A 20,553-nucleotide genomic window follows, 5' to 3' on the forward strand; every position below is an offset into this window, starting at 1 on the left:
GCCGGGCGGGGGCGGCCGGCGGCGGGGCGTGGGGCGTGGGGCGTGGGGCGGGGGTCGGGGGGCGTGGGTCGAGGGGGTCACCCGGCCGGTCTGCCCTGCCCGGCCGGGCGCCCGACCCTCCCGGGCTCAGCCTTGGAAGCCGTACGGGCGGGTGATCAGTTCCAACCAGTGCCCGGACGGGTCGGGGAAGTAGATGCCGCTGCCCCCGTCGTTGTGGTTGATCTCGCCCGGGTGCCTGCGGTGCGGATCGGCGTAGTACTCGGTTCCCGCCGCCTTGATCTTCTCGTAGGCCGCGTCGAACACGTCCTGGGAGACGAGGAACGCGTAGTGCTGAGGAGTGATGGACTCGCCGGGGGCGGCGGTGGCGAAGTCGAGGGTGACGCCATTTCCGGTCTCGACGGGAATGAAGGGACCCCACTCGGTCCCGACCTCCAGGCCGAGGATGTCGGCGAGGTACTCCGCGGACCGCCGGTTGTCACGGCTGTGGACGATCGTGTGGTTCAGCTGTACTGACATGGGTGGATGCCTCCGAAAGGCACGTCACGGCGCCTCCATGCCTCACCCGGTCGGTGACCGACACGCGATGCCGTCCGCACGAGCCTAAGCACACCGATCATGCCGGGTCCATCGATATTCGGTCGAATGAGGTCCCGGCCGAGGTCTCGGCGACCGAGGCGCCCGGGGGATGGGGTGCCCGGCGTACGAGGTGCCCGGCGCCGCCGACGCCGCCGAGCACGGTTCGGCGACCGGCGTGGCCGTGCGGGTGAGGTGCCCGGCCGGTGAGGTGCCGTGCGGGTGTGGTGCCTGAGGCTGAGGTGCTGGTGAGGCGAGGTGTCCTGTCCGATGACGAGGTTCCCGCCGCCGAGGTGCCGGCGATGCTGTCGAACGACCTGGTCAGGAACGCCCGTACACCGAATCGACGTTGTCCCGCGCGGGATGCGTCCGGCCCGCCGGGCCCGCCGCGAAGACCCGCAGCAGGTTCTCCGTCACCCGGGTGGTCAGCGCCCCGGAACGCGCGTCCAGACCGTGGTTGCCGCCGCCGCGCCCGTCGCCCTTCGCGTCGAGTGCCTCGACCCAGCGCATCGTTCCCGTCGCGAACACCCCGGCGCCGCTCGCCACGGTGTAATAGGCCGTGTCCTGATGGCTGGGCCTGCCCTCACAGACCACGGGGGAGTGGGCGATGATCTCGATCGGGCGGGGAGTCGGGAAGCCGGTGTTCACCTTGTCGTACTCGACCCCGACCAGGTGCGCGAACCCGTCACCGGCCTTCACCCCCGTGTCCTCGAACAGCCAGTGCCCGGGCTGTGTCACCACATAGGGGGCGTCCACCGGATAGCCGTCGTAGATGACACCGAGCAGGGAACTCTCCGGTTCGGCGGCGGGGGCCGAGCGGAAGTCGACCGTCGCGGGGTGACCCCGTTTGAACCCCGGGTCCTGGGCGTAGGACGACTTGTAGCAGACCACCGTGCGGTCCGGCCCCAGGTCGGACGGCTCCAAGCGGATCCGGCGGTAGCAGCAGTTCGCGCCCAGGATCGCGATGTTGGTGCCGGCGTCCCTGGCCGCGGTGACGTGCGCCCGCTGTTCCGGGGACCAGTACTCGTCGTGTCCCAGCGAGAGCACGGCGGCCGCCCCCTCCAGTAGTCGCTTCTCCCGTGCCACATCCGTGGTGGTCGTGTACGCGAGCGGTATGCCGAGCCGCTCGGCGAGGGCGATCAGCGGTGCCTCGTACACCAGGAACAGGCCCGCCCCGTCGTCGTACTCGTACGGCCGGTCGAAGGTCACGGCGAGCGAACGCGAGGCGTAGCCGCCGGTCGGTCCGTCGTAGCTGCCGTAGCCACCCCACCTGTTGTACGCCTGCCAGGTCGCCACCGCGTTCACGATGACGGTCCGCCCCTTCGTGGACGCCGAGCGGACGGTGAGCGGGACGAAACGCTGCCCCTCGGCGCCCTGCGCGTCGAGCCGGATCAGGTAGCAACCCTCGGGCCAGCCACCGGTGTCAACCGTGGTGGTACGGGACCACCGGGTGCGGACCATCCTGGTTCCCGCGTCCACCGTGTGCTCGGGCTGCCGAACCCCGGGCAGTGCCTGCGACCGCCACACCAGCCGGGCCCGCGCGCCGCCGTACCACCCCATGCGGTACGCGGCGACCGTGAACCGGGGCGCCGCAGTGGACACGTGCAGCCCGAACGACTCACCGGGCAGGACGCTGACCCGGTCGGCGAACCCCTCGATGGCGCGGGCCGACCCCGCCTTGGTCACGTGCCAGTCGGGGTTCCCGGGACGTGCGTTCTCGGCCTTGACGTCGAACACCCCGGATCCGGGCCCGGGAGAGGAGCCCGACGCGTTCGGCGACCCCGACGGGGAGCCCCCCGACTTCGGATCTCCGCCCGCACCGTCCCCCTTCGCGTCGCCGCCACCGCTCGCGCAACCGGCAGCGGCACCGATCCCGACGGCCGTGGCCGCTCCCGTCGCCGCGATCGCGATGAACCGCCGCCTGCCCGCTGAACCGGTCCCCCCGGCCCCCTGCTCCTGATCCATGAAGGGCACGCTATGTCACGCTCTACCCCCTCCTTTCGTCGGGTTGTACGTCGTCCGCCGGCCGTGGGCCACGCCCGGCAGCCCGGTCTCACCCCAACCGCACCACCACCTCCTGACCGGCCCCCTCCGCCCCGGTCAGGTCCCCGAATCCGAGCCGCAGGCGGGCCCCCGTGGTCGCCGTCAGCACGCTCGACGGTCGGGACAGCACCGAGGCGACGGGCCGGTTCCACACCAGGGTCAGCGAGGCCGGTGCCCGACGCGGGTCCGCCACGCAGATCGTGGCCGTGTCGTCGGTTCTCTCCCGCACCGTGACCGAACAGGGGGCACTGGCCGACAAGGCCCCCGCCGATCCGGCCTGCCAGAAGTTGACCCCGGTGAAGCCCAGGGCGGCGCATGAAATGCCCTGCGCCGTCTCTGTGTTGGCGAGCACGCGGATGTGGTCGGGGTCGGCTGCCCGGGCCGCGGTCCCGGCCGCCGATGCTCCGGGGAGGATCTGGTGGACGTATCCGGCGGCCGTCGGATCGACCCCGTGGTCGTACCAGAGGGTCAGATGGCGCCGGGTCAACGGGGTCGTGGAGCCGCCCCGGTTGATGTCGCTCCACCGACCGGTACGCGCCTCCCGCAAGGCCTTGAACCCACCCGGCCCCGACATGACGTAGCCCCCGAAGCCCGCCAGATGCGCCCAGCCCGGGGAGGAGAAGGTCGCCGACCAGCCGAGTCCGGTCGGCTGGACCCTGCCGCCGACGGTCAGGGCGTGCGTGCCGGCGGCGCCCAGATTGCGGTTGTCGATGATCGTCTCGACCGGTACGCCGTCCGTCGCCCGGATCCCCGCTCCCAGGCAGACGATCGTGTCCGCCAGGAAGAACCAGGCCTTGAGGGCCGTCAAAGTGCTGCCCAGACCCCGCAGGTGTTGTCCCACCGAGGCGAACTCTCCGTCCGTGGTCCCGCCCACCCACGTCGCCTCCGGCCGGGAAGCTCCCCAGTCGCCTCCCGCACCGTCCGAGAGGGCCTTCCGCGCGACCGTGATGCCCGGCAGCCGGTACGGATGCACCGTGGGCCAGAACCCGTCGGTGTACTGACCGTTGCCGTAGGTGGAGCCCCACCAGGCGAGCATCCCGCTCCCGGTGTGCCAGCCGTGCAGGTTCTCGCCGTTGCCCGTCTCGTAGTGGGCGATCCGGCGGGAAGCCATGGAGAGGGAGGCGGCCCAGCCCGGCCGCCGGTGCGTGGCCCGGTCCATCGAGGCGAACAGCCGGTGCCCGACCGGCTCGGGGAGCGGCGCCACCGAGGCATCGGCCACCACCTCCGCCAGTCTGGCCAGGGCGGACAGGCCGAGCGTGCGATCATCGAGAACGGGGCTGTACCGGTCCCGGAGCGCCCATCCCTTGACCAGTGCCCGCCACCGGGCCCGCCGAGCCTCGCTCGCGCCCTCGGCCAGGACCAGGATCCCGGCCAGTACCGCATGTCCCCGCGTGTGGTCGTCCTGTTGGACCTGCCGGGGGTCTCCCGCGGTCAGGCCGCGACTGATCGCCCGCCCGGAGACCGAGTCCATGATCAAACCGTTGAACAGGAACGGCGCCCAGGCCCGCTCGACGGCGTTGAGGACGATCTCCGCCCCGGGATCGGTCACCTGCCACGGAGTCCCGCGCAACAAGGCGAACAGCATGCCGAGTCCACCGAGCAACACCGCCCCGTACGTCCCCGTGTACGGCACCCAGGTGTGCTGGACGAAGGACCCGTCCCGGTACAGCCCGTCGCCCGTCGAGACGTACGGGAACACCGGCGCGAGCGCGTCCCGGGCCAGGCCGATCTTCGCGGAATCCGCGCCGAGCACCCCGCTCAACGCCAGCACCCGACACAGATCGACGCGGTTGGCACCCGTGCTGGTGCCGGAGTACGAGGCGACCGCCGAATCCGGCACGAAGTGGTCCACGGCCGCGCGGAACGCGGTGAGCCGCGCCGGGCCCAGGTCCGCGTACAGCAGGACGCAGAGGTCGAGCAGCGCCTGCGGGGCGCCGATCTGCCAGCAGTACCAGTTCCCGTATCTGGCCTGGCCTGCGTGGTAGACCCGCGCGTGCAGGTGATCGAGCCCGGTGAGCAGAGCGGACAGCAACGCCGCGTCCCCGGTGCGCCCGGTTCCGGGCCGGACGTAGGCCTCGGCCATCGTCCGCAGCCGGTAATAGCTCTGCATCATCAGCTCGGGGTCGGTGGTGAAACCCAACTCCGGCCAGAGCGAACCGGGCGCCGGCGCCATGGTCGCGCGCCAGGCGTCCGCCTGCTCCCCGAGCTCCAGCAGCCTCGAACGGAACGGCTCGGCCCCGGCGGAGAACCCGCCACCGAGGTAGAGGACACACCAGACGGCCCGCATGGCCTCGTCGTGGACCTCCTCCGCCGGCTGGGCGCCCGCCGGTACGCCCAGCGCCCAGGCGCCCCCGCCGGCGGCGGAGAGGAAGGCGCGCCGACTCCACATCGCTGTCATCGCATGCTCCTTGTCTGATCCGTGCCTGACCCATCTGATCGATCGCACCGGTCCGTCTGTTCCGGGCCTCACCTCACTCGACGTGTTCGCGGTAACGCTCGATGACCTCCCGCAGTACCTCGGACCCCTCCCGGGCCCACAACCCCGGCTGGAAGATCTCCACCTCGATCGGTCCGCGGTACCCCACCCCGTCCGCCAACTCGCGGAACGCCCGCAGATCGACGCACCCGTCACCCAACTGCCCCCGCCCGCAGAGCACCCCTTCGGGCAGCGGAGTCACCCAGTCGGCCACCTGCACGGACACGATCCGCCCGGACTCGCCCGCCCGACGCAACTCGGCCGGCAGCCGCTCGTCCCACCACAGGTGATAGGCGTCCGCCACCACCCCGACCCGCTCCGACGGAAACTGCTCGGCGATGTCCAAGGCCTGCCCCAGCGTGGACACCACGCACCGATCCGACGCGAACATCGGATGCAGCGGCTCGATTCCCAGGCGCACCCCGTGCCCCGCCGCCCACGGTGCGAGTTCACCCAGAATGTCGACGATCCTGCCGCGCGCCCCCGGCAGGTCACGGTCACCCGCCGGCAGGCCACCCGACACCAGGACCAGGGTCTGCGCACCCAACTCGGCCGCCTCCTCCACGGCCCGCCGGTTGTCCTCCAGCGCCGCCGCCCGTCCCGCGGGGTCGGCGGCCGTGAAGAAACCGCCGCGACACAGCGAGCTGACCCGCAGCCCCGCCCCGGCGACCAGCTTCGCGCTCTCCCGGACCCCGAACCGCCGCACGGGATCCCGCCACAGCCCCACCGCGCCCACCCCGGCCGCCGTGCACCCCGCCACCAGCTCCGGCAGCGACCACTGACGGATCGTCTCCTGGTTGAGGCTGAACCGGACGGGCGCCGGCGCCCGGCTCACGACGCCACCCCGTGCACCGCGAGCAAGTGCCGCATTCGGTCCGCGGCCAGTTCGGGATCGGGGAACAGACCCAGCAGGTCCGCTCTCTCGTAGGCCGTGGCGAGGTGGGGGAGCGAGCGGGCCGACTGGAGGCCACCGACCATCGTGAAGTGTTCCTGGTACCCCGCCAGCCAGGCCAACAGCACCACCCCCGTCTTGTAATGCCGTGTCGGCGGGGAGAACAGGTGGCGCGCCAGCGGAACCGTCGGATCCAGCAACTCCCGGAAGCCCTCGGTGTCGCCTCGATCGAGCGCGAGCGCCGCCCGCGCCGCGATCGGCGCGAGGGGATCGAAGACCCCCAACAGTGCGTCGCCGGTCCGCACCCCGTCCCCGGCGATCAGTTCCGGATAGTGGTGGTCGTCTCCGGTGTAGCAGCGCACCCCGGTGGGCAGTCGGCGCCGGAGGGCGACCTCCTGTCCGGCGTCCAGCAGCGAGACCTTGATCCCGTCCACTTTCTCCGGACACTCCGCGATGATGTTCAGCAGGATCTCCGCCGCCTCGTCCGTGTCGTCGTGGCCCCAGTAGCCGGCCAGCGCGGGATCGAACATGGGCCCCAGCCAGTGCAGGACCACCGGCCCGGCACTCTGACGCAGCAGGCCTCCATACACCTCCAGGTAGTCCTCCGGACCGGCCGCCGCCCGTGCCAGTGCGCGGGACGCCATCAGGACCGGCCGTGCCCCGCAGGCCTCGATGTGCGCCAACTGTTCCTCGTACGCCGCGGTGATCACCGCCAGGGAATGGGCCCCTTCCGGGGACAACTGGTCCGTGCCCGCGCCGCACAGGATCCGGCCCGCTGCCGTCCGGGCCTCGGCGGCGGAGCGGCGGATCAGTTCCGCGGCCGCCGGCCAGTCCAGCCCCGCCCCGCGCTGCGCGGTGTCCATTGCCTCCGCGACCCCGAGCCCCTGGGACCACAGCCGGCGGCGGAAGGCCAAGGTGGCGTCCCAGTCGACCACCGGACCGGACTCGGCCGACGCGGCCAGCGGATCGGCGACCACGTGGGCCGCCGCGTAGAACACCCTGCTGTGGGCCGGCTCGGAGACCAGCGGTGCGAGCGGGACGGTGTCGGGGCGGTGGAGGCGGATACCGCCGTCCACGCTGGGGAGCCGAAGGACGTTCACAGGGTCACCTCCGGCACCGGCAGCCGCCGGCCCTCCACGGCGGAGGCGCGGCCGAGCTCGGCGAGTTGCACGCCGCGGGCCCCGGCCAACAGGTCCCAACGCCACGGCTCGTCCCGAACCACATGGCGCAGGAAAAGCTCCCACTGGGCCTTGAAGCCGTTGTCCGCGGGACTGTTGTCGGGGACTTCCTGCCACTGGGCACGGAAGTCCCCCGTCTCCGCCAGATCCGGATTCCACACCGGCTTGGGCGTCGCGGCACGGTGCTGGATCCGACACCCGCGCAGGCCCGCGACCGCCGAGCCGTGTGTCCCGTCCACCTGGAACTCCACCAGCTCGTCACGGTGGACCCGGACGGCCCAGGAGGAGTTGATCTGAGCCACCGCGCCGCCCTCCAGCTCGAAGATCCCGTACGCCGCGTCGTCCGCCGTGGCCTCGTACGGCTTGCCCTCCTCGTCCCAGCGACGTCCGATGTGCGTGCGGGTGAGGGCCTGAACGGTCTCGACCCGACCGAACAACTCGTGCAGCAGGTAGTCCCAATGGGGAAACATGTCGGCGACGATGCCGCCCCCGTCCTGTGTGCGGTAGTTCCAGGACGGGCGTTGGGCCGGCTGCCAGTCGCCCTCGAACACCCAGTAGCCGAACTCGCCCCGCACCGAGAGGATCTCCCCGAAGAAGCCGCCCTCGATCAGCCGCTTCAGCTTCAGCAGGCCCGGGAGGAACAGCTTGTCCTGCACCACCCCGTGTTTGACGCCGGCCGCCGAAGCCAACCGGGCCAGTTCCAGGGAGGACGCGTAGGTGAGTGCGGTCGGCTTCTCGCAGTACACGTGCTTGCCGGCCGCGACGGCCTGCCGGACCGCCGCCTCGCGGGCGGCGGTCACCTGCGCGTCGAAGTAGATCTCCACTTCGGGATCGGCGAGCACGGCCGCCAGGTCGGTGCCGACGTGCTCCAGGCCGTGCCGGTCGGCGATGGCCCGCAGCGCGGCTTCCCGGCGTCCGACCAGGACCGGCTCCGGCCACAGCACCGTGCCGTCCCCGAGGTCCAGCCCGCCCTGTTCGCGCAGGGCGAGCAGGGAGCGGACGAGATGTTGGCGGTATCCCATCCGCCCGGTCACGCCGTTCATGGCGATCTTGATCGTCCTGCGCGGGATCGCGTGGTCCATGGTTCCCTCCTCCGTTGTGGATGTGCTCCTGCTGGGAAAGGTGAGGGAGAGCGCCGATAGAAAGCGCTTTCACTCCATTCAGGCTAGGGCTGCAAGTCGCTTCGCAGCAAGACTCTTTCGAGTGATAGAAAGCGCTTGCTGAATCCGGCAGTATGGAGATCCACACGACGGACAGGGCGTCGGCCCGGGGCCGGAGCCCGAAGCAGAGGGAGGTGTACGACATGGCGGTGACTCTCGCCGAGGTCGCGGCACACGCGGGTGTATCGCCCGCCACGGTCTCGCGCGTACTGAACGGCGGATACCCGGTGGCCGGCGGCACCCGGACACGGGTGGAACAGGCCGTCGAAGACCTGGGATACATCGCCAACGGGCCCGCCCGGGCGCTTGCGGCGGCCACCTCCGACCTCGTCGGGGTCCTCGTCCACGATGTCGCCGACAGCTTCTTCGGGATCCTCGCCGGATCCCTGCAAGGCGCCCTCGCCCCCACCGGCGAAGGCGCCCGCCGGCTCGCCGTCGTGTGCAACACCGAGGGCGCACCCGAGGCCGAACTCGCCTACCTCGCCCTCCTGGAAGGACAGCGCGCCGGCGGGGTCGTCCTCACCGGCGGCGCGGTCGAGGAACTGGAACACACCTCCGCACTCACCGCCCGGCTCACCAGGATGGCTGCTGCCGGCGCCCCGGTGGTGTTGTGCGGGCGGCCACCTCTGCCGCTCGCCCCCGGACTCCCCGTCGCCACCGTCATGTTCGACGACCACGGCGGCGCGTTCCGGCTCGCCGAACACCTGCTGACCCTCGGCCACCGGCGCATCGCCTACGTGGCCGGGCCGCCCGGGCGGAGCACCACCCGCGAGCGGCTCGCCGGGCACCGTGAGGCCTTGCGAAGACATGACCCCACTCTGCCCGAGACCTGCGCACCCCTCACCGTGCATGCCGGTTTCGAGCGCGCCGCCGGCTATGACGCCACCCGCGAACTGCTCCGCCGAGGCGAGCCGTTCACCGCCGTCGCCGCGGCCAACGACACCGTCGCCGCCGGCGTCGTCGCCGCACTCAAGGAAGCGGGGCTGCGAATCCCCGAGGACGTCTCCGTGGCCGGGTTCGACGACCTGCCGTTCTGCGTGGACACCGCGCCCGCGCTCACCACGGTCCGGCTGCCGCTGCGCGAGGCGGGCGTGCTCGCCGCCCACCTCGTCACCGGACGCCGAGCCCTGCCACCCGGGGGCATCACCACCCTGCCCGCCGAGCTCATGGTCCGAGGCTCCACCGCCCCAGCACCGCCAGAAGGGAGCCGTCCGTGAAGTACGCCTTCTCCACGCTCGGCCTGCCCGGTACCCCGCTGGACAGGAGCGCCGCACTCGCTGCCGCCCACGGGTACGACGGACTCGAACTGCGCGCCCACACCGAGGAGCCCCTGCATCCCGGCACACCCGCCGGTGACCGGATAGAGGCCCTGCGCACCGTGACCGCCGCCGGTGTCACCGTCCTCGCCGTCGCGGGCTACGCCAGGGTGGCCGCAGGGGGTGAGGACGCCCCGGTCCTCGCCGAGCTGAAGTCGCTGGTCCGGCTCGCCGCCGACGTCGAAGCCCCGTATGTGCGGGTCTTCCCCGGAGGGGGTGACCTGCCCGAACCGGAGGCCGACGCCAACGCCGTCCGCCGGCTGCTGAGCGTCGCTCCGTTCGCCGAGCGGCACGGTATCCGGATCCTCCTGGAGACCCACGACTCGCACCGCACCGCGGCCGCGGTCGCCGGGGTGCTGGACCGGGTGGCACAGCCGGGCGCGGGAGCGCTGTGGGACGTGCTCCACACCTGGCTGGGCGGTGAGCGGCCGGCCCAGTCGCGCCGAAGCCTGGGCGGGCACCTGGGTTACCTCCAAGTGAAGGACGTGGCATCGGCGGAGGATCTCACCCCGCTCGGGCTGGGAGCCGGGGTGCTGCCGCTGGCAGAAGCCGTCGCCTGCGCACCGCCCGATGGCTGGCTGTGTTGGGAGTACGAGAGACGCTGGTACCCGGGGGCGGCCGGGCTCGCGGGGCAGCTCTCGCAGGGGCGCGCCCACCTGGGGCGGCTGGTTGCCCACGGCGCTCACGCCGAGTAGGCGAGGCGGGTCGGATCGACGGCGTGGCGGAAGCCGAGCCGGCGGGCGTACCGCTCCAACTCCTCGACGGCGGTGGCCGCCAGCCGGTCCAGCTCCCCGCCCAGGGAACCTGCGACATGGGGAGTGAGCAGCACGTTCGGCAAATTGAACAGGGGAGAGGAGGCAGGCAGCACCTCGGGGTCGGTGTGGTCGAGGACGGCGTGCAGTCGCCCGGCGACCAGTTCCTCGGTGAGCGCCGCGGTGTCCACGAGGGAGCCCCGTGCGGTGTTGACGAGGGTCGCGCCGTCCGGCATCAGGGCCAGCCGGGAGGCGTCCAGTAGATGGTGCGTCCGGGGCAGGGCCGGCGCGTGCAGGCTCACCACGTCACTGCGGCGCAGCAGGGTGTCCAGTGCGCAGGTCTCGGCGCCGAGAGCCGCGAGTTCGACGGGATCGGCGTAGGGGTCGTGAACGAGTACCTGGAGGTCAAAGGGGCGCAGCAGCTCCAGCACGCGCCGGCCGATGAGGGACGCCCCGACGATGCCGACGGTGCGACGGTAGTTGCCGACGGTGGGATAGCGGCGCAACAGGTCGATGGGTGCCCGGGTGGCACGGTAGGCGTGCGCGGATTCCAGCACCCGCTTGTTGGTGAACAGGATCGCGGCCAGCGTGTACTCGGCCACCGGCACCGCGTTGGCGGCGGCGGCGCTGGAGACGAGCAGGCCACGTTCCCAGCAGGCCTCGGTGACATGGTGTTTGACGCTCCCGGCGGCATGGACGACGGCCCGCAGTCGTGGCATCCGTTCCAACGCGTCCGCGTCGAGGAGGGGACAGCCCCAACCAGTGAACAGCACCTCCACCTCGTCGAGGCGCCGGTGCAACCCGGGATCCACGTGGGCGAAATCAGTGAGGAGGAGTTTGGGGTCGACGTCCGCGACCCGGACGAGTTCGGGCAGAACACGGCCGCTGAGGACGGCGGCCCGGGTGCCGGGGCTCATGGCGAGCACCGTCGAGGGACGGGAGGGTGAGAGGGGGGTGTGGGTCACTTGACGGCTCCTGCGGTGAGACCCGAGCGCCAGAATCGCTGGAGGCCGAGAAAGGCCAGCACGAGCGGTATGACGGCGACGAGTGAACCGGTGATCACCAGGGGATACAGCTCGGGCTGCTGGTAGACGCTGCGGTTCCACATGAACAGGCCCAGACTCACGGGGTAGAGCCGTTCGTCGTTCAGCATGGTCAGCGCGCCGTAGAAGTTGTTCCAGATCGCCGTGAAGGTGAACAGGAAGATCGTCACAAAGCCGGGCCACAGCATCGGGAACGACACGTGGGTGAAGACCCGCAGTTCACCCGCGCCGTCGACGCGGGCGGCGGCCAGCACCTCGTCGGGGACGTAGCCCTCGGCGAAGACCCGGGCCAGGTAGACGCCGAAGGGGTTGACGAGGGCGGGTACCAGGTAGGCCCAGTACGTGTTCACCGCGCCGGCGGCCGAGGCCATCAGGTAGAGCGGGAGTTGGAGCACGGTGGCCGGGACGAGGACACCGGCCAGGACGACGCCGAAGAGCTTCTCCTTGTGCCGGAAGGAGTAGGCGTGGAAGGCATGGCCGCAGGCCACGCTGATCAGAGCGGAGAGAGTGGAGCCGACCAGGGTGTAGAGGAGGCTGTTGCCGAGCCACCGGCCGAAGATCCCGTCGTCGTGGGTGAAGACCTGACCCAGATTGGTGAGGAAGTGGAACTCGCCGAAGGCGAACGGCTCGGTGGCGAAGAGGTCCCGACGGTTCTTGGTCGCGGCCAGCACCAGCCAGACGAGGGGCATCAGGGTGTAGACGGCGACGAGAAGAAGAACCGCGTTGACTGCGGTGCGCGAGAGAGCGGTCCGTGAGAGGGCGGCGCGGGGGAGGGAAGAGCGGTCGCCCGGGGGGCGCCCGACCGCTCGGCGGGAACCGGCGGCGTGCCGGTCGGGGGTGAGGGGGATGGTCATGCGGACCTCCAACGGTTGCCGAGCCTCGTCACCACGAAGGAGGCCGCGCCGGCCATTAGGGCGAGCAGCAGGGCGCTCGCGGCCGCGAGTCCGTAGTCGTGGCCCTTGAACGCGGCGCTGAAGATGTACATGGTCGGCGACCAGGACTCGCCCATCTCGGTGGCGCGGAGTTGCAGCAACTGCGGGGCGTCGAAGAGTTGAACGGCGCCGACACAGGTGAAGAGCACGGTCAGCACGAGGGTGGGGCGGATGCTGGGCACCTTGACCTGGAAGGCGATGCGGACGGCGCCGGCTCCGTCCATGGTGGCGGCCTCCAGCGTCTCCCGGGGGATCGCCTGGAGTCCGGCAAAGAAGATGATCATGTTGTAGCCCATCCACTGCCAGGCCGAGATGTTGACCACGGACAGCAGGGCCTCGTCGCGGCCGAAGAAGTTCCAGGACAGGCCGACGGTGTCGAGGGCGTCGAGAACGGGACTGAGCCCGGGTGTGTAGAGGTAGAGCCAGATCATCGCCGAGATGAGCCCGGGTACGGCGTGCGGCAGGTAGAACGCGATCTGGAAGAAGCGCCTGGCGCGGGCGAGTGCGGAGTCGAGGAGCAGGGCGAGGAGCAGGGCGCCACTGACCATGAGGGGGATGTAGAGCAGGCAGTAGACGGCGACGTTGCGGAAGGAGGCGAGGAAGAGGGGGTCGGTGAGGGCCTCCGCGTAGTTGCCGAGCCCGTTGAAGACCCGCCGGGTACCGCCGAATCCGAGGCCGGACTGCTCGTCGCGGAAGAGGCTCAACCAGGCGGCGTAGCAGACGGGTGCGACGGTGACGAGGGCGAACAGCGCGAAGAAGGGGGCCATGAAGAGGGATGCGGCCCACCGCCCGGTGCGTGGGAGCCTGCCGGGCCCGGCATCGGTGTGGGTGTGGGTCTGGCGGTGCGGTGGGGGAGGTGTCGAGGTGGCGGCAGTTCGGGCAGCCGCGCCGTCGGAGACGGTTGCGGAAGGGAGGTCCTGCGGTGGCGCCGTGTCGGGAGTCGGGTGTTGAACCTGCGGCGAATGCCGAGCTGAATCCGGAGACGCATGTGGAGACGAGTCCGGTGGTGGCGAAGCGGCAGGGCGCTGCGTGTCCTCGCGGACCGGGGTCGGGATCGGGGTCGGGGCGTTCGGTCGTGACGACGAATTCGCAGGCAGGGGTGTGTGGCGGCCGGGCATCAGTCGGCCAGGCCCAGGCCGCGGTCCTTGATCGCCTTCTCGGCGGCGGCCTGCCCTTCGGACAGCGCCTTCACGAGGTCCGGCCCGGCGGCGTTCTGCGCCGAGTTGACCTGGAGGTGCGTCGGGCCCCAGGTCCAGTCGGGCAGGATCGTCGTCGCCGCCTCGCCCGCCAGGACATACGGGTTCTGTCCGTCGAAGTACGAGGCGTCGAACAGCCTGGCCGCCTCGGCCTGCATCTCCGGATTGGCCGGCAGCGCGCTGCTCGGGGCCTTCAGCGAGCTGAGACGGGCCTTGATCGCCTCCGGCTTGGTGGTCACCCACGAGATGAACTCGGCAGCCGCCTTCGTCTGCTTGCTGCCCCTCGGGACGATGTACGAGGTACCGCCGTACATCCCGGTCGCCGGCGTGCCGTCCCACGTGGGCAGCGGGGCCACGCCCCACTTGCCCTTGAGGTCCGGGTAGTTCGCGACGAGCGTGCCCGCTGTCCAGGCGGCGCCGACGATGGTCGCGACCTGCCCGGACGAGCGCTCCTTGGCCTCGCCCTCACCCCACAGCGGGGTTTTCGACGCGAGTCCGGACGCCATCAGCCCGTTCCAATACTCCGCCACCTTCTTCGAGGCGGGATCATTGATGGCGACCTTCCACTTGTCGCCCTCGATCCCGTACCACTTCGCACCCGCCTGCCAGGCGAGGCCGGCGAGCACGGCGGGGTCGCCGCCGCCGAAGTTCGTGATCCGCACGGACGGATCGGCCCGGTTGATCTTCTCCGCCGTGGCCTTGTACTCGTCCCATGTCTTCGGCACGGCCACACCGTGCTTCTCGAAGATGTCCTTCCGGTAGAAGAGTTCGAGGGGCGTCACGTCGAACGGGACGGCCCAGGTCTTGCCGCCCAGCGTCACCAAGGACTGCACCGCCTCGGGGAACTTCTCCCCGACGAGCTTCCCGGAGGTCCCCGTGAGGTCCTCCAGATTGCCGCCGCTCGCGAACTCCGGGAGCGCGGAGTAGTCCATGGTGGCGATGTCGGGAGCGTTGCCGCCCTTGACCGCGTTCGCCAGTTTCGCCGCGCCGTCCGGACCGCCAGGGATCGCCGAGAACGCGACCCGGATGTTCGGGTGCGTCTTGTTGAAGGCGTCGACCGTCTGCTGCGCACCCGCCGACGAGGACCAGTACGTGACGGTGACCGGTCGCTCCGCCGAACCGGGCCCACCCGCCGAACCGGCCGCACCATCGGCCCGTCCGTCGTCGCCGCCACAGGCAGTGGCGAGCAGGGCCAGGGAGGCGATCGAGGCCGTGAGGGCCAGGCGGGGCAGACGCGGACCACGGCCACGAGGAGCGGCACGGCCGGACCGGGCAGGACGGCCCGAACCGTCAGGGCGAGCGGAACGGGCAGGGCGAAAGAAGCTGCGCGACATGATTCGGCTCCTACGGACACGACCGCTGACGGCGGCGGATGGGAGAACGCGGCCCATCTTTTGTACGAACACGCACACCGTCAAGAGCGAACGCACGACTCGATCGAAACGATCGTTCGTAGGACGAGTGGCCGTCCTTTATGGGCGAATGGTCAGCCGGGGCAGCAGCTCCAGATGTTGACGAGGCGGCTCCTCGGTCGCTCCCGCTCCCGCACGCGCCCCTGGACCCGCACCCGCCTTCGCCGCACCGGAGGCCAGTCGATCCAACAGCAACTCCGCCGCCCGGGCACCCACTTCCCGCTTGGCCGGTGCGACCGCCGTCAGGGGCACGTCGGCCAGGCCCGCCACCTCGTCGTCGTACGTGATCACGGCCAGGTCCTCCGGCACCCGCACACCCCGGGCCTGCAACCTCGGGATCAGCATGATCGCGTCGGTGTCGCTGTGGATCAGGGCGGCGGTGACCCCGCCCGTCGTCACGGCCTCGCACAGGTAGTCCAGGGCCCGGGCGAACCGGTCGGCCACGGACGGTGGGTCGCCGGCGAGTTGCGGCCACGGCGGCGCCGGTTCCAGGCCGAGCGCGTCGACGGCAGCCTCGTACCCGGCGCGCAGACGAGCCGTCGTCGGCGTCTCCTGACAGGCCAGGGCGATCCGCCGGTGCCCCGAGTCGACCAGGTGTCGTACCGCCCGGGCCGCCCCGTGCGCGTGGTCCGACCCCACCCGGTCGAGTGCGGCCGCCGGATGGCCGGGCGGGGCCCACCGTTCCACCAGCACCGTCGGTACGGGCAGCTCCGCCGTCCAGGCTCCCTCGCCCGGCCCGGGGGAGCCGGTGTCCCAGTTCGGCGTCAGCAGCAGCCCGTTCGCGCCGGTGGACAGCAGTCGGTCGGCCTGCGTGCGGTCCTCGCCCGGCAGGTACCGGGTCAGGCCCACGGTGAGCCGTGCCCCTCGCGCCTCGACCGCCGCGCGGGCCCCGCGCACGACGTCGGCGTAGTAGTACTCGGTGGTCGGCACCACCATGCCGACCACCAGCCCCTCGCCGCCTTGGGTCGCCGGCCTCTCGGGCGCGCCGGCCGGGCCGCCCCGCGTCGCTCCGGTGGGCGGGTGCGGCCGCTCCACGCGGCTGATCACCCCGTGCATCCGGTGGATCTCGCCCCGGGCGGCCATGGCCTCGATGTCCCGCCGCAGGGTCACGGGGGAGATGCCGAGCTCCAGGGCCAGGTCCGTGACGCGTACGCTGCCGCGCGCCCGGACGAGCGCGCGCACCTGGGCCTGACGCTGGTCCACGTGTGCTCTCACGATGTCCCCCTGTTTCCGATCCGCCGTCATCAGCGTTGCCGGCAGTGTCGCCGCCAGTGCCACCATCATAGTGAGCTGAAACGATCGATTCGATCGGAGCGTTCAATTGGTCATTGACGGCGTGCGCAGCACGTTCATATATTCGGCGGCGCCACCTGTTCGGCGGGCGCCGCGTTCGACGGCTTCCCCCTTCTCGACGGCATCCCGCCTCTCGGCGGCGTTCCGCACCTCGCCACTGCATCTCGACCTCTCTCGGGAGTCAGCGCATGCTCACGTACGACCAGGACGGATTCCGACGCGAGGACCGCCCCCATCGCGTCATCTCGGGAGCCCTGCACTACTTCCGGGTCCACCCCGACCTGTGGGAGGACCGGCTCCTTCGGCTGCGCGCCCTCGGCGTCAACACCGTGGACACGTACGTCCCCTGGAACTTCCACGAGACGGCCCCGGGTAAGGCCGACTTCACCGGATGGCGCGACGTCGGCCGGTTCCTGGGCATCGCCCGGGACCTCGGCCTCGACGCGATCGTCCGCCCGGGCCCCTACATCTGCGCCGAGTGGGACTTCGGTGGCCTGCCCGCCCGCCTCCTCGCCGTGGACGGCCTCCACCTGCGCTGCTCCGACCCACGCTTCCAGGCCGAGGTCGACGGCTGGTTCGACGCCGTCGTTCCCGCGCTGCTGCCGCACCTGGCGAGTCGGGGCGGCCCGGTGGTCGCGGTGCAGATCGAGAACGAGTACGGCTCCTACGGCAACGACGCCCGCTACCGCGCCGACGTCGAAAGGGCGTTGACCGAGCGCGGGGTGGACTGCCTGCTGTTCACCGCCGACGGGCCCGAGGACGCCATGCTCCAGGGCGGCATGGTGCCCGGTCGGCTCGCCACCGCGACCTTCGGCGCCCAACCCATCGAACGACTGGCCCACTTGCGTCGATATCAGCGGACCGGTCCGCTCGCCGCGATGGAGTTCTGGATCGGTTGGTTCGACCACTGGGGCGAGGAACACCACGTGCGCGCCGTCGAGGACGCCGCCGCCTCCCTCGACGAGCTTCTCGCCACCGGCGCCTCCGTCAACCTCTACATGGCCCACGGCGGGACCAACTTCGGCTTCTGGGCCGGCGCCAACCACACCGGCTCACGCCCCGCAGACCCCGGCTACCAGCCGACCGTCACCAGCTACGACTACGACGCGCCCATCGGGGAGGCCGGCGAGCTGACCCCCAAGTTCCACGCCTTCCGCGAGGTCATCGGCCGCCACGCCTCCCTGCCGGCCGGGCCGCTGCCCGCCCCGCTGCCCCGGATCGCACCCGCCCTCGCCACCCCCGCCGGATGCGCTCCGCTCCTCGCGCACCTCGACCCGCTCGCCGGCCCTCCGGTGCCGCGCGCGGCACCGGAGCCGATGGAGAAGCTCGGCCAGGACCACGGCCTGATCCACTACCGCACCACGATCACCGGCCCCCGCGCCGCCATGCCCGTACGGATCGACGGCCTCGGCGACCGCGCGTACGTCTTCGTCGACGGGAGCCCGCTCGGCGTCCTCGACCGCAACGCCCCCGACGAGGGGCTCGACCTGGCCGTAGGGGAGGCCGGTGTGGTCCTCGACGTCCTCGTGCGGGCACAGGGGCGCGTCAACTACGGCCCCCTGATCGACGACCGCAAAGGCATCGGGCGCGGCGTCCGCCACGGCCACCAACTGCTCTTCGAATGGGAGATACGGCCGCTCCCGCTGACCGATCTCGGCGCCCTGAGATGGTCGGACGTCACGCCGGCGGCTGACCTGCCGACCTTCCACCGCTTCACGCACCACCTCGACGGGCGACCCGCCGACGGATTCATCGACGTGTCGACCTGGGGGACCGGCCTGATCTGGCTGAATGACTTCCTCCTCGGTCACTACGACTCCCCGCGCGGTCCGCAGCGCACGCTGTACGCCCCGGCCCCTTTGTGGCGGACGGGCGGCAACGTGATCGTCGTCCTCGAGCTGGAGTGCCCCGGCAGCGAACTGCCGCTGCGCGACCAGCCCGACCTCGGCCGCCCCACGGTGGTCACCCTCCAGTGAGAGAAGGCCCGCACGTGAAGCGCACCAGCGCCCGCCTCGCCGACGGTCGCGAGATCCTCTACTACGACGACGACCGCACAGCCCCCACCAACCGCACAGCCCCCACCGACCGCGCCGTCCCCGACACCCGCCCCCTCGACGGATCCGCGAGTACCACCTCCGAGGTGCGCCGCGACCCGCTGCTCGGGGACAGTGTCGTCATCGCCTCCCACCGACAGGGCCGCACCCACCTCCCGCCCGCCGACGCCTGCCCGCTGTGCCCCTCCACCGAGCACCGCGCGAGTGAGGTGCCGGCGTCCGACTACGAGGTGGTCGTCTTCGAGAACCGCTTCCCCTCCCTCGCGGGCGACACCGGCCGCTGCGAGGTCATCTGCTTCACCCCGGACCACGAGACCTCCTTCGCCGAACTCGACGAGCGGCGCGCGGCACTGGTCCTGGCCGCCTGGACCGACCGCACCGCCGAACTCGCCGCCCGCGAAGGGGTCCGGCAGGTGTACTGCTTCGAGAACCGCGGCACCGAGATCGGCGTCACCCTCGCCCACCCGCACGGCCAGATCTACGCCTTCCCGTTCGTCACCCCGCGCACCACCCGCATGCTCGCCACCGTCGCCGCCCACCGCGCCGAAGCCAAAGCCGAAGCCGGAACAGGCGCAGGTGCAGGCACCCGATCCGATGGCGGCAACCTCTTCGAACAGGTCCTGGCCGACGAGCGGGCCGACGGCCGCCGCGTGGTCCTCGAAGGGGAACACTGGACCGCCTTCGTCCCCCACGCCGCGCGTTGGCCGTACGAGGTCCACCTCTATCCGCACCGCCGGGTGCCCGACCTGCCGGCGCTGGACGACGCCGCCCGCGCGGAGTTCCCCCGGGTGTACCTGGAGTTGCTGCGCCGATTCGACCGGTTGTTCGGGCGGCCCGACCCGACCCCGTACATCTCCGCCTGGCACCAGGCCCCGACGGGCGAGGGCCGGGATCGGGACGACTTCGCCCCTGCACCTGGAACTGTTCACCGTCCGGCGGACCGCCGACAAGCTGAAGTACCTCGCGGGGACCGAGTCCGGGATGGAGGCCTACATGAACGACGTCCGACCGGAGGACGCGGCCGGACGGCTGCGTGAGGTGGCGAGCCCGTGAGCCGGGTGGCCCAGGAGTTCCTGGACCTGTACGGGTATCCGCCCGAGGGCGTCTGAGCGGCTCCGGGCCGGGTCAACCTGATCGGCGAACACACCGACTTCAACGACGGCTTCGCCCTCCCCTTCGCTTTGCCGCACCGCACCGAGGTGGCGGCCGCCCACCGCGCCGACGGAACCCTAGGGTTCCACCCCGCCGACGTCCCCTCGGGCGTGGTCCGCCTCGACCTCGCCGCCCTCGACCCGGCGCGCCCGCCGCGAGGGCGGAGCGGTTGGGCGGGCTACCCGGCCGGGGTGGTGTGGGCCCTGGTGGACGCCGGCTTCCCGGTCGGCGGCGTGGACCTGCACGTACGGTCCGACGTTCCGACCGGAGCCGGCCTGTCCTCCTCCGCCGCGCTCGAAGTGGCCACGACCCTGGCCCTGGCCGACCTCCACGAACTCCCGCTCACCCGGCCGGAGGTGGCCGCGCTCGCCCGGCGCGCCGAGAACGCGTACGTCGGCGTGCCGTGCGGGGTCATGGACCAGATGGCATCGGCCTGCGCCACCGACGGCCACGCCTTGCGGCTGGACACCCGCACCCTGGAACAGCGGCACATCCCCTTCGACTGCGCGGCGGTCGGGCTGAGCCTCCTCGTCGTCGACACCCGCGTCCGACACGACCTGGCCGACGGGGCCTACCCCGAGCGCCGCGCCACCTGTCACCGGGCGGCCGACTGCCTCGGACTGCCCGCTCTGCGCGACCTTCCGTACGAGGACCTCGACCGGGTCCTGGCCGGCCTGGCCGATGCGGCGACGCGAGGACGCGTCCGGCACCTGGTCACCGAGAACGAACGGGTCCTGCGGGTCGAGGAGTCGCTGCGGGCCGGGCGCCTGCGCGAGACGGGCCCGCTGCTCACCGAGGGGCACGTCTCGCTGCGCGACGACTACGAGGTCTCCTGCCCGGAACTGGACCTGGCCGTGGCCGCTGCGAACTCGGCCGCAGCGTACGGCTCTCGGATGACCGGCGGCGGCTTCGGCGGCTCCGTACTGACCCTGATCGACGCCGCAGCGGAGGCGGAGGTGACCCGCGCGGTGACGGAGGCCTTCGCACGGGCCGGTTTCACGCCGCCGCGCGTCACCCGGGTCGTGCCCTCGGCGGGAATGAGCCGCGTGCTGCAACCCCCGCCCGCCGCCCCCCGCCCGCC

15 protein-coding genes and 1 pseudogene are annotated in these 20,553 nt (G+C 71.7%); 5 read left to right on the forward strand and 11 right to left on the reverse strand.

Features of this window, described 5'->3' with window-relative positions:
- Nucleotides 1–126: 126 nt before the first annotated feature.
- The 6 genes from OTB19_RS36295 to OTB19_RS36320 all read right to left on the reverse strand — a co-directional run bounded on the left by OTB19_RS36295 (nt 127) and on the right by OTB19_RS36320 (nt 8,244).
- Complete coding sequence (locus tag OTB19_RS36295; protein WP_267803020.1) at nt 127–516, reverse strand: VOC family protein; 390 nt, start codon at nt 514–516, stop codon at nt 127–129.
- 378 nt (nt 517–894) lie between these two features.
- Nucleotides 895–2,310: a N,N-dimethylformamidase beta subunit family domain-containing protein gene (locus OTB19_RS36300; RefSeq protein WP_324290577.1), complete on the reverse strand. Its 1,416-nt coding sequence runs from the start codon at nt 2,308–2,310 to the stop codon at nt 895–897.
- Nucleotides 2,311–2,626: 316 nt separating this feature from the next.
- The gene (locus OTB19_RS36305; RefSeq protein ID WP_267803021.1) at nt 2,627–5,014 is read right to left on the reverse strand and encodes a polysaccharide lyase 8 family protein; all 2,388 of its coding nucleotides are present in this window, start codon (nt 5,012–5,014) and stop codon (nt 2,627–2,629) included.
- Between the two features lie 73 nt (nt 5,015–5,087).
- Complete coding sequence (locus tag OTB19_RS36310; RefSeq protein WP_267803022.1) at nt 5,088–5,927, reverse strand: sugar phosphate isomerase/epimerase family protein; 840 nt, start codon at nt 5,925–5,927, stop codon at nt 5,088–5,090.
- Complete coding sequence (locus OTB19_RS36315) at nt 5,924–7,084, reverse strand: dihydrodipicolinate synthase family protein (protein ID WP_267803024.1); 1,161 nt, start codon at nt 7,082–7,084, stop codon at nt 5,924–5,926. Before OTB19_RS36315 ends, OTB19_RS36310 begins: the two co-directional genes overlap by 4 nt.
- Nucleotides 7,081–8,244 carry a Gfo/Idh/MocA family protein gene (locus tag OTB19_RS36320; RefSeq protein WP_420716982.1) on the reverse strand — a complete coding sequence of 388 codons (1,164 nt, stop codon included), beginning with the start codon at nt 8,242–8,244 and terminating at the stop codon, nt 7,081–7,083. Before OTB19_RS36320 ends, OTB19_RS36315 begins: the two co-directional genes overlap by 4 nt.
- 221 nt (nt 8,245–8,465) lie before the next feature.
- On the opposite strand from OTB19_RS36320, the gene OTB19_RS36325 reads away from it, so the two are divergent.
- Entirely contained in the window at nt 8,466–9,539 is a 1,074-nt protein-coding gene (locus OTB19_RS36325; protein WP_267803025.1) for a LacI family DNA-binding transcriptional regulator, read from the forward strand.
- Nucleotides 9,536–10,333, forward strand: a complete 798-nt coding sequence (locus OTB19_RS36330) for a sugar phosphate isomerase/epimerase family protein (RefSeq protein ID WP_267803026.1) — start codon at nt 9,536–9,538, stop codon at nt 10,331–10,333. Before OTB19_RS36325 ends, OTB19_RS36330 begins: the two co-directional genes overlap by 4 nt.
- Here OTB19_RS36330 and OTB19_RS36335 read toward each other — a convergent pair.
- The 5 genes from OTB19_RS36335 to OTB19_RS36355 form a co-directional block, all read right to left on the reverse strand.
- Nucleotides 10,321–11,307: a hydroxyacid dehydrogenase gene (locus tag OTB19_RS36335; protein ID WP_267803033.1), complete on the reverse strand. Its 987-nt coding sequence runs from the start codon at nt 11,305–11,307 to the stop codon at nt 10,321–10,323. The genes OTB19_RS36330 and OTB19_RS36335 overlap by 13 nt on opposite strands.
- Before the next feature lie 44 nt (nt 11,308–11,351).
- Nucleotides 11,352–12,287, reverse strand: a complete 936-nt coding sequence (locus OTB19_RS36340; protein ID WP_420716983.1) for a carbohydrate ABC transporter permease — start codon at nt 12,285–12,287, stop codon at nt 11,352–11,354.
- Nucleotides 12,284–13,132: a carbohydrate ABC transporter permease gene (locus OTB19_RS36345; RefSeq protein WP_267803027.1), complete on the reverse strand. Its 849-nt coding sequence runs from the start codon at nt 13,130–13,132 to the stop codon at nt 12,284–12,286. Before OTB19_RS36345 ends, OTB19_RS36340 begins: the two co-directional genes overlap by 4 nt.
- A 350-nt stretch (nt 13,133–13,482) precedes the next feature.
- A complete protein-coding gene (locus tag OTB19_RS36350) occupies nt 13,483–14,895 on the reverse strand; it encodes an ABC transporter substrate-binding protein (RefSeq protein WP_267803028.1) in 1,413 nt (470 codons plus the stop codon).
- Nucleotides 14,896–15,033: 138 nt separating this feature from the next.
- On the reverse strand, nt 15,034–16,188 hold the full coding sequence (locus tag OTB19_RS36355) for a substrate-binding domain-containing protein (protein ID WP_267803029.1): 1,155 nt from the start codon (nt 16,186–16,188) through the stop codon (nt 15,034–15,036).
- 266 nt (nt 16,189–16,454) lie between these two features.
- On the opposite strand from OTB19_RS36355, the gene OTB19_RS36360 reads away from it, so the two are divergent.
- The 3 genes and pseudogenes from OTB19_RS36360 to galK all read left to right on the forward strand — a co-directional run.
- Nucleotides 16,455–18,242: a glycoside hydrolase family 35 protein gene (locus tag OTB19_RS36360; protein ID WP_267803030.1), complete on the forward strand. Its 1,788-nt coding sequence runs from the start codon at nt 16,455–16,457 to the stop codon at nt 18,240–18,242.
- 14 nt (nt 18,243–18,256) lie between these two features.
- Nucleotides 18,257–19,373 (forward strand): annotated as a pseudogene (gene galT / locus OTB19_RS36365) (galactose-1-phosphate uridylyltransferase).
- 80 nt (nt 19,374–19,453) lie between these two features.
- On the forward strand, nt 19,454–20,553 hold a 1,100-nt coding region (gene galK / locus OTB19_RS36370; protein ID WP_324290578.1), incomplete at its 3' end, for a galactokinase.

Source organism: Streptomyces sp. H27-H5, from assembly GCF_026627505.1.
Lineage (GTDB): Bacteria > Actinomycetota > Actinomycetes > Streptomycetales > Streptomycetaceae > Streptomyces.

Bases quoted from the DNA above. Each gene is read 5' to 3' on its own strand.
- OTB19_RS36295 (WP_267803020.1), bottom strand. From the start codon at position 516: ATGTCAGTACAGCTGAACCACACGATCGTCCACAGCCGTGACAACCGG.
- OTB19_RS36305 (WP_267803021.1), bottom strand. From the start codon at position 5,014: ATGACAGCGATGTGGAGTCGGCGCGCCTTCCTCTCCGCCGCCGGCGGG.
- OTB19_RS36320 (WP_420716982.1), bottom strand. From the start codon at position 8,244: ATGGACCACGCGATCCCGCGCAGGACGATCAAGATCGCCATGAACGGC.
- OTB19_RS36325 (WP_267803025.1), top strand. From the start codon at position 8,466: ATGGCGGTGACTCTCGCCGAGGTCGCGGCACACGCGGGTGTATCGCCC.
- OTB19_RS36335 (WP_267803033.1), bottom strand. From the start codon at position 11,307: ATGAGCCCCGGCACCCGGGCCGCCGTCCTCAGCGGCCGTGTTCTGCCC.
- OTB19_RS36340 (WP_420716983.1), bottom strand. From the start codon at position 12,287: ATGACCATCCCCCTCACCCCCGACCGGCACGCCGCCGGTTCCCGCCGA.
- OTB19_RS36345 (WP_267803027.1), bottom strand. From the start codon at position 13,132: ATGGCCCCCTTCTTCGCGCTGTTCGCCCTCGTCACCGTCGCACCCGTC.
- OTB19_RS36350 (WP_267803028.1), bottom strand. From the start codon at position 14,895: ATGTCGCGCAGCTTCTTTCGCCCTGCCCGTTCCGCTCGCCCTGACGGT.
- OTB19_RS36360 (WP_267803030.1), top strand. From the start codon at position 16,455: ATGCTCACGTACGACCAGGACGGATTCCGACGCGAGGACCGCCCCCAT.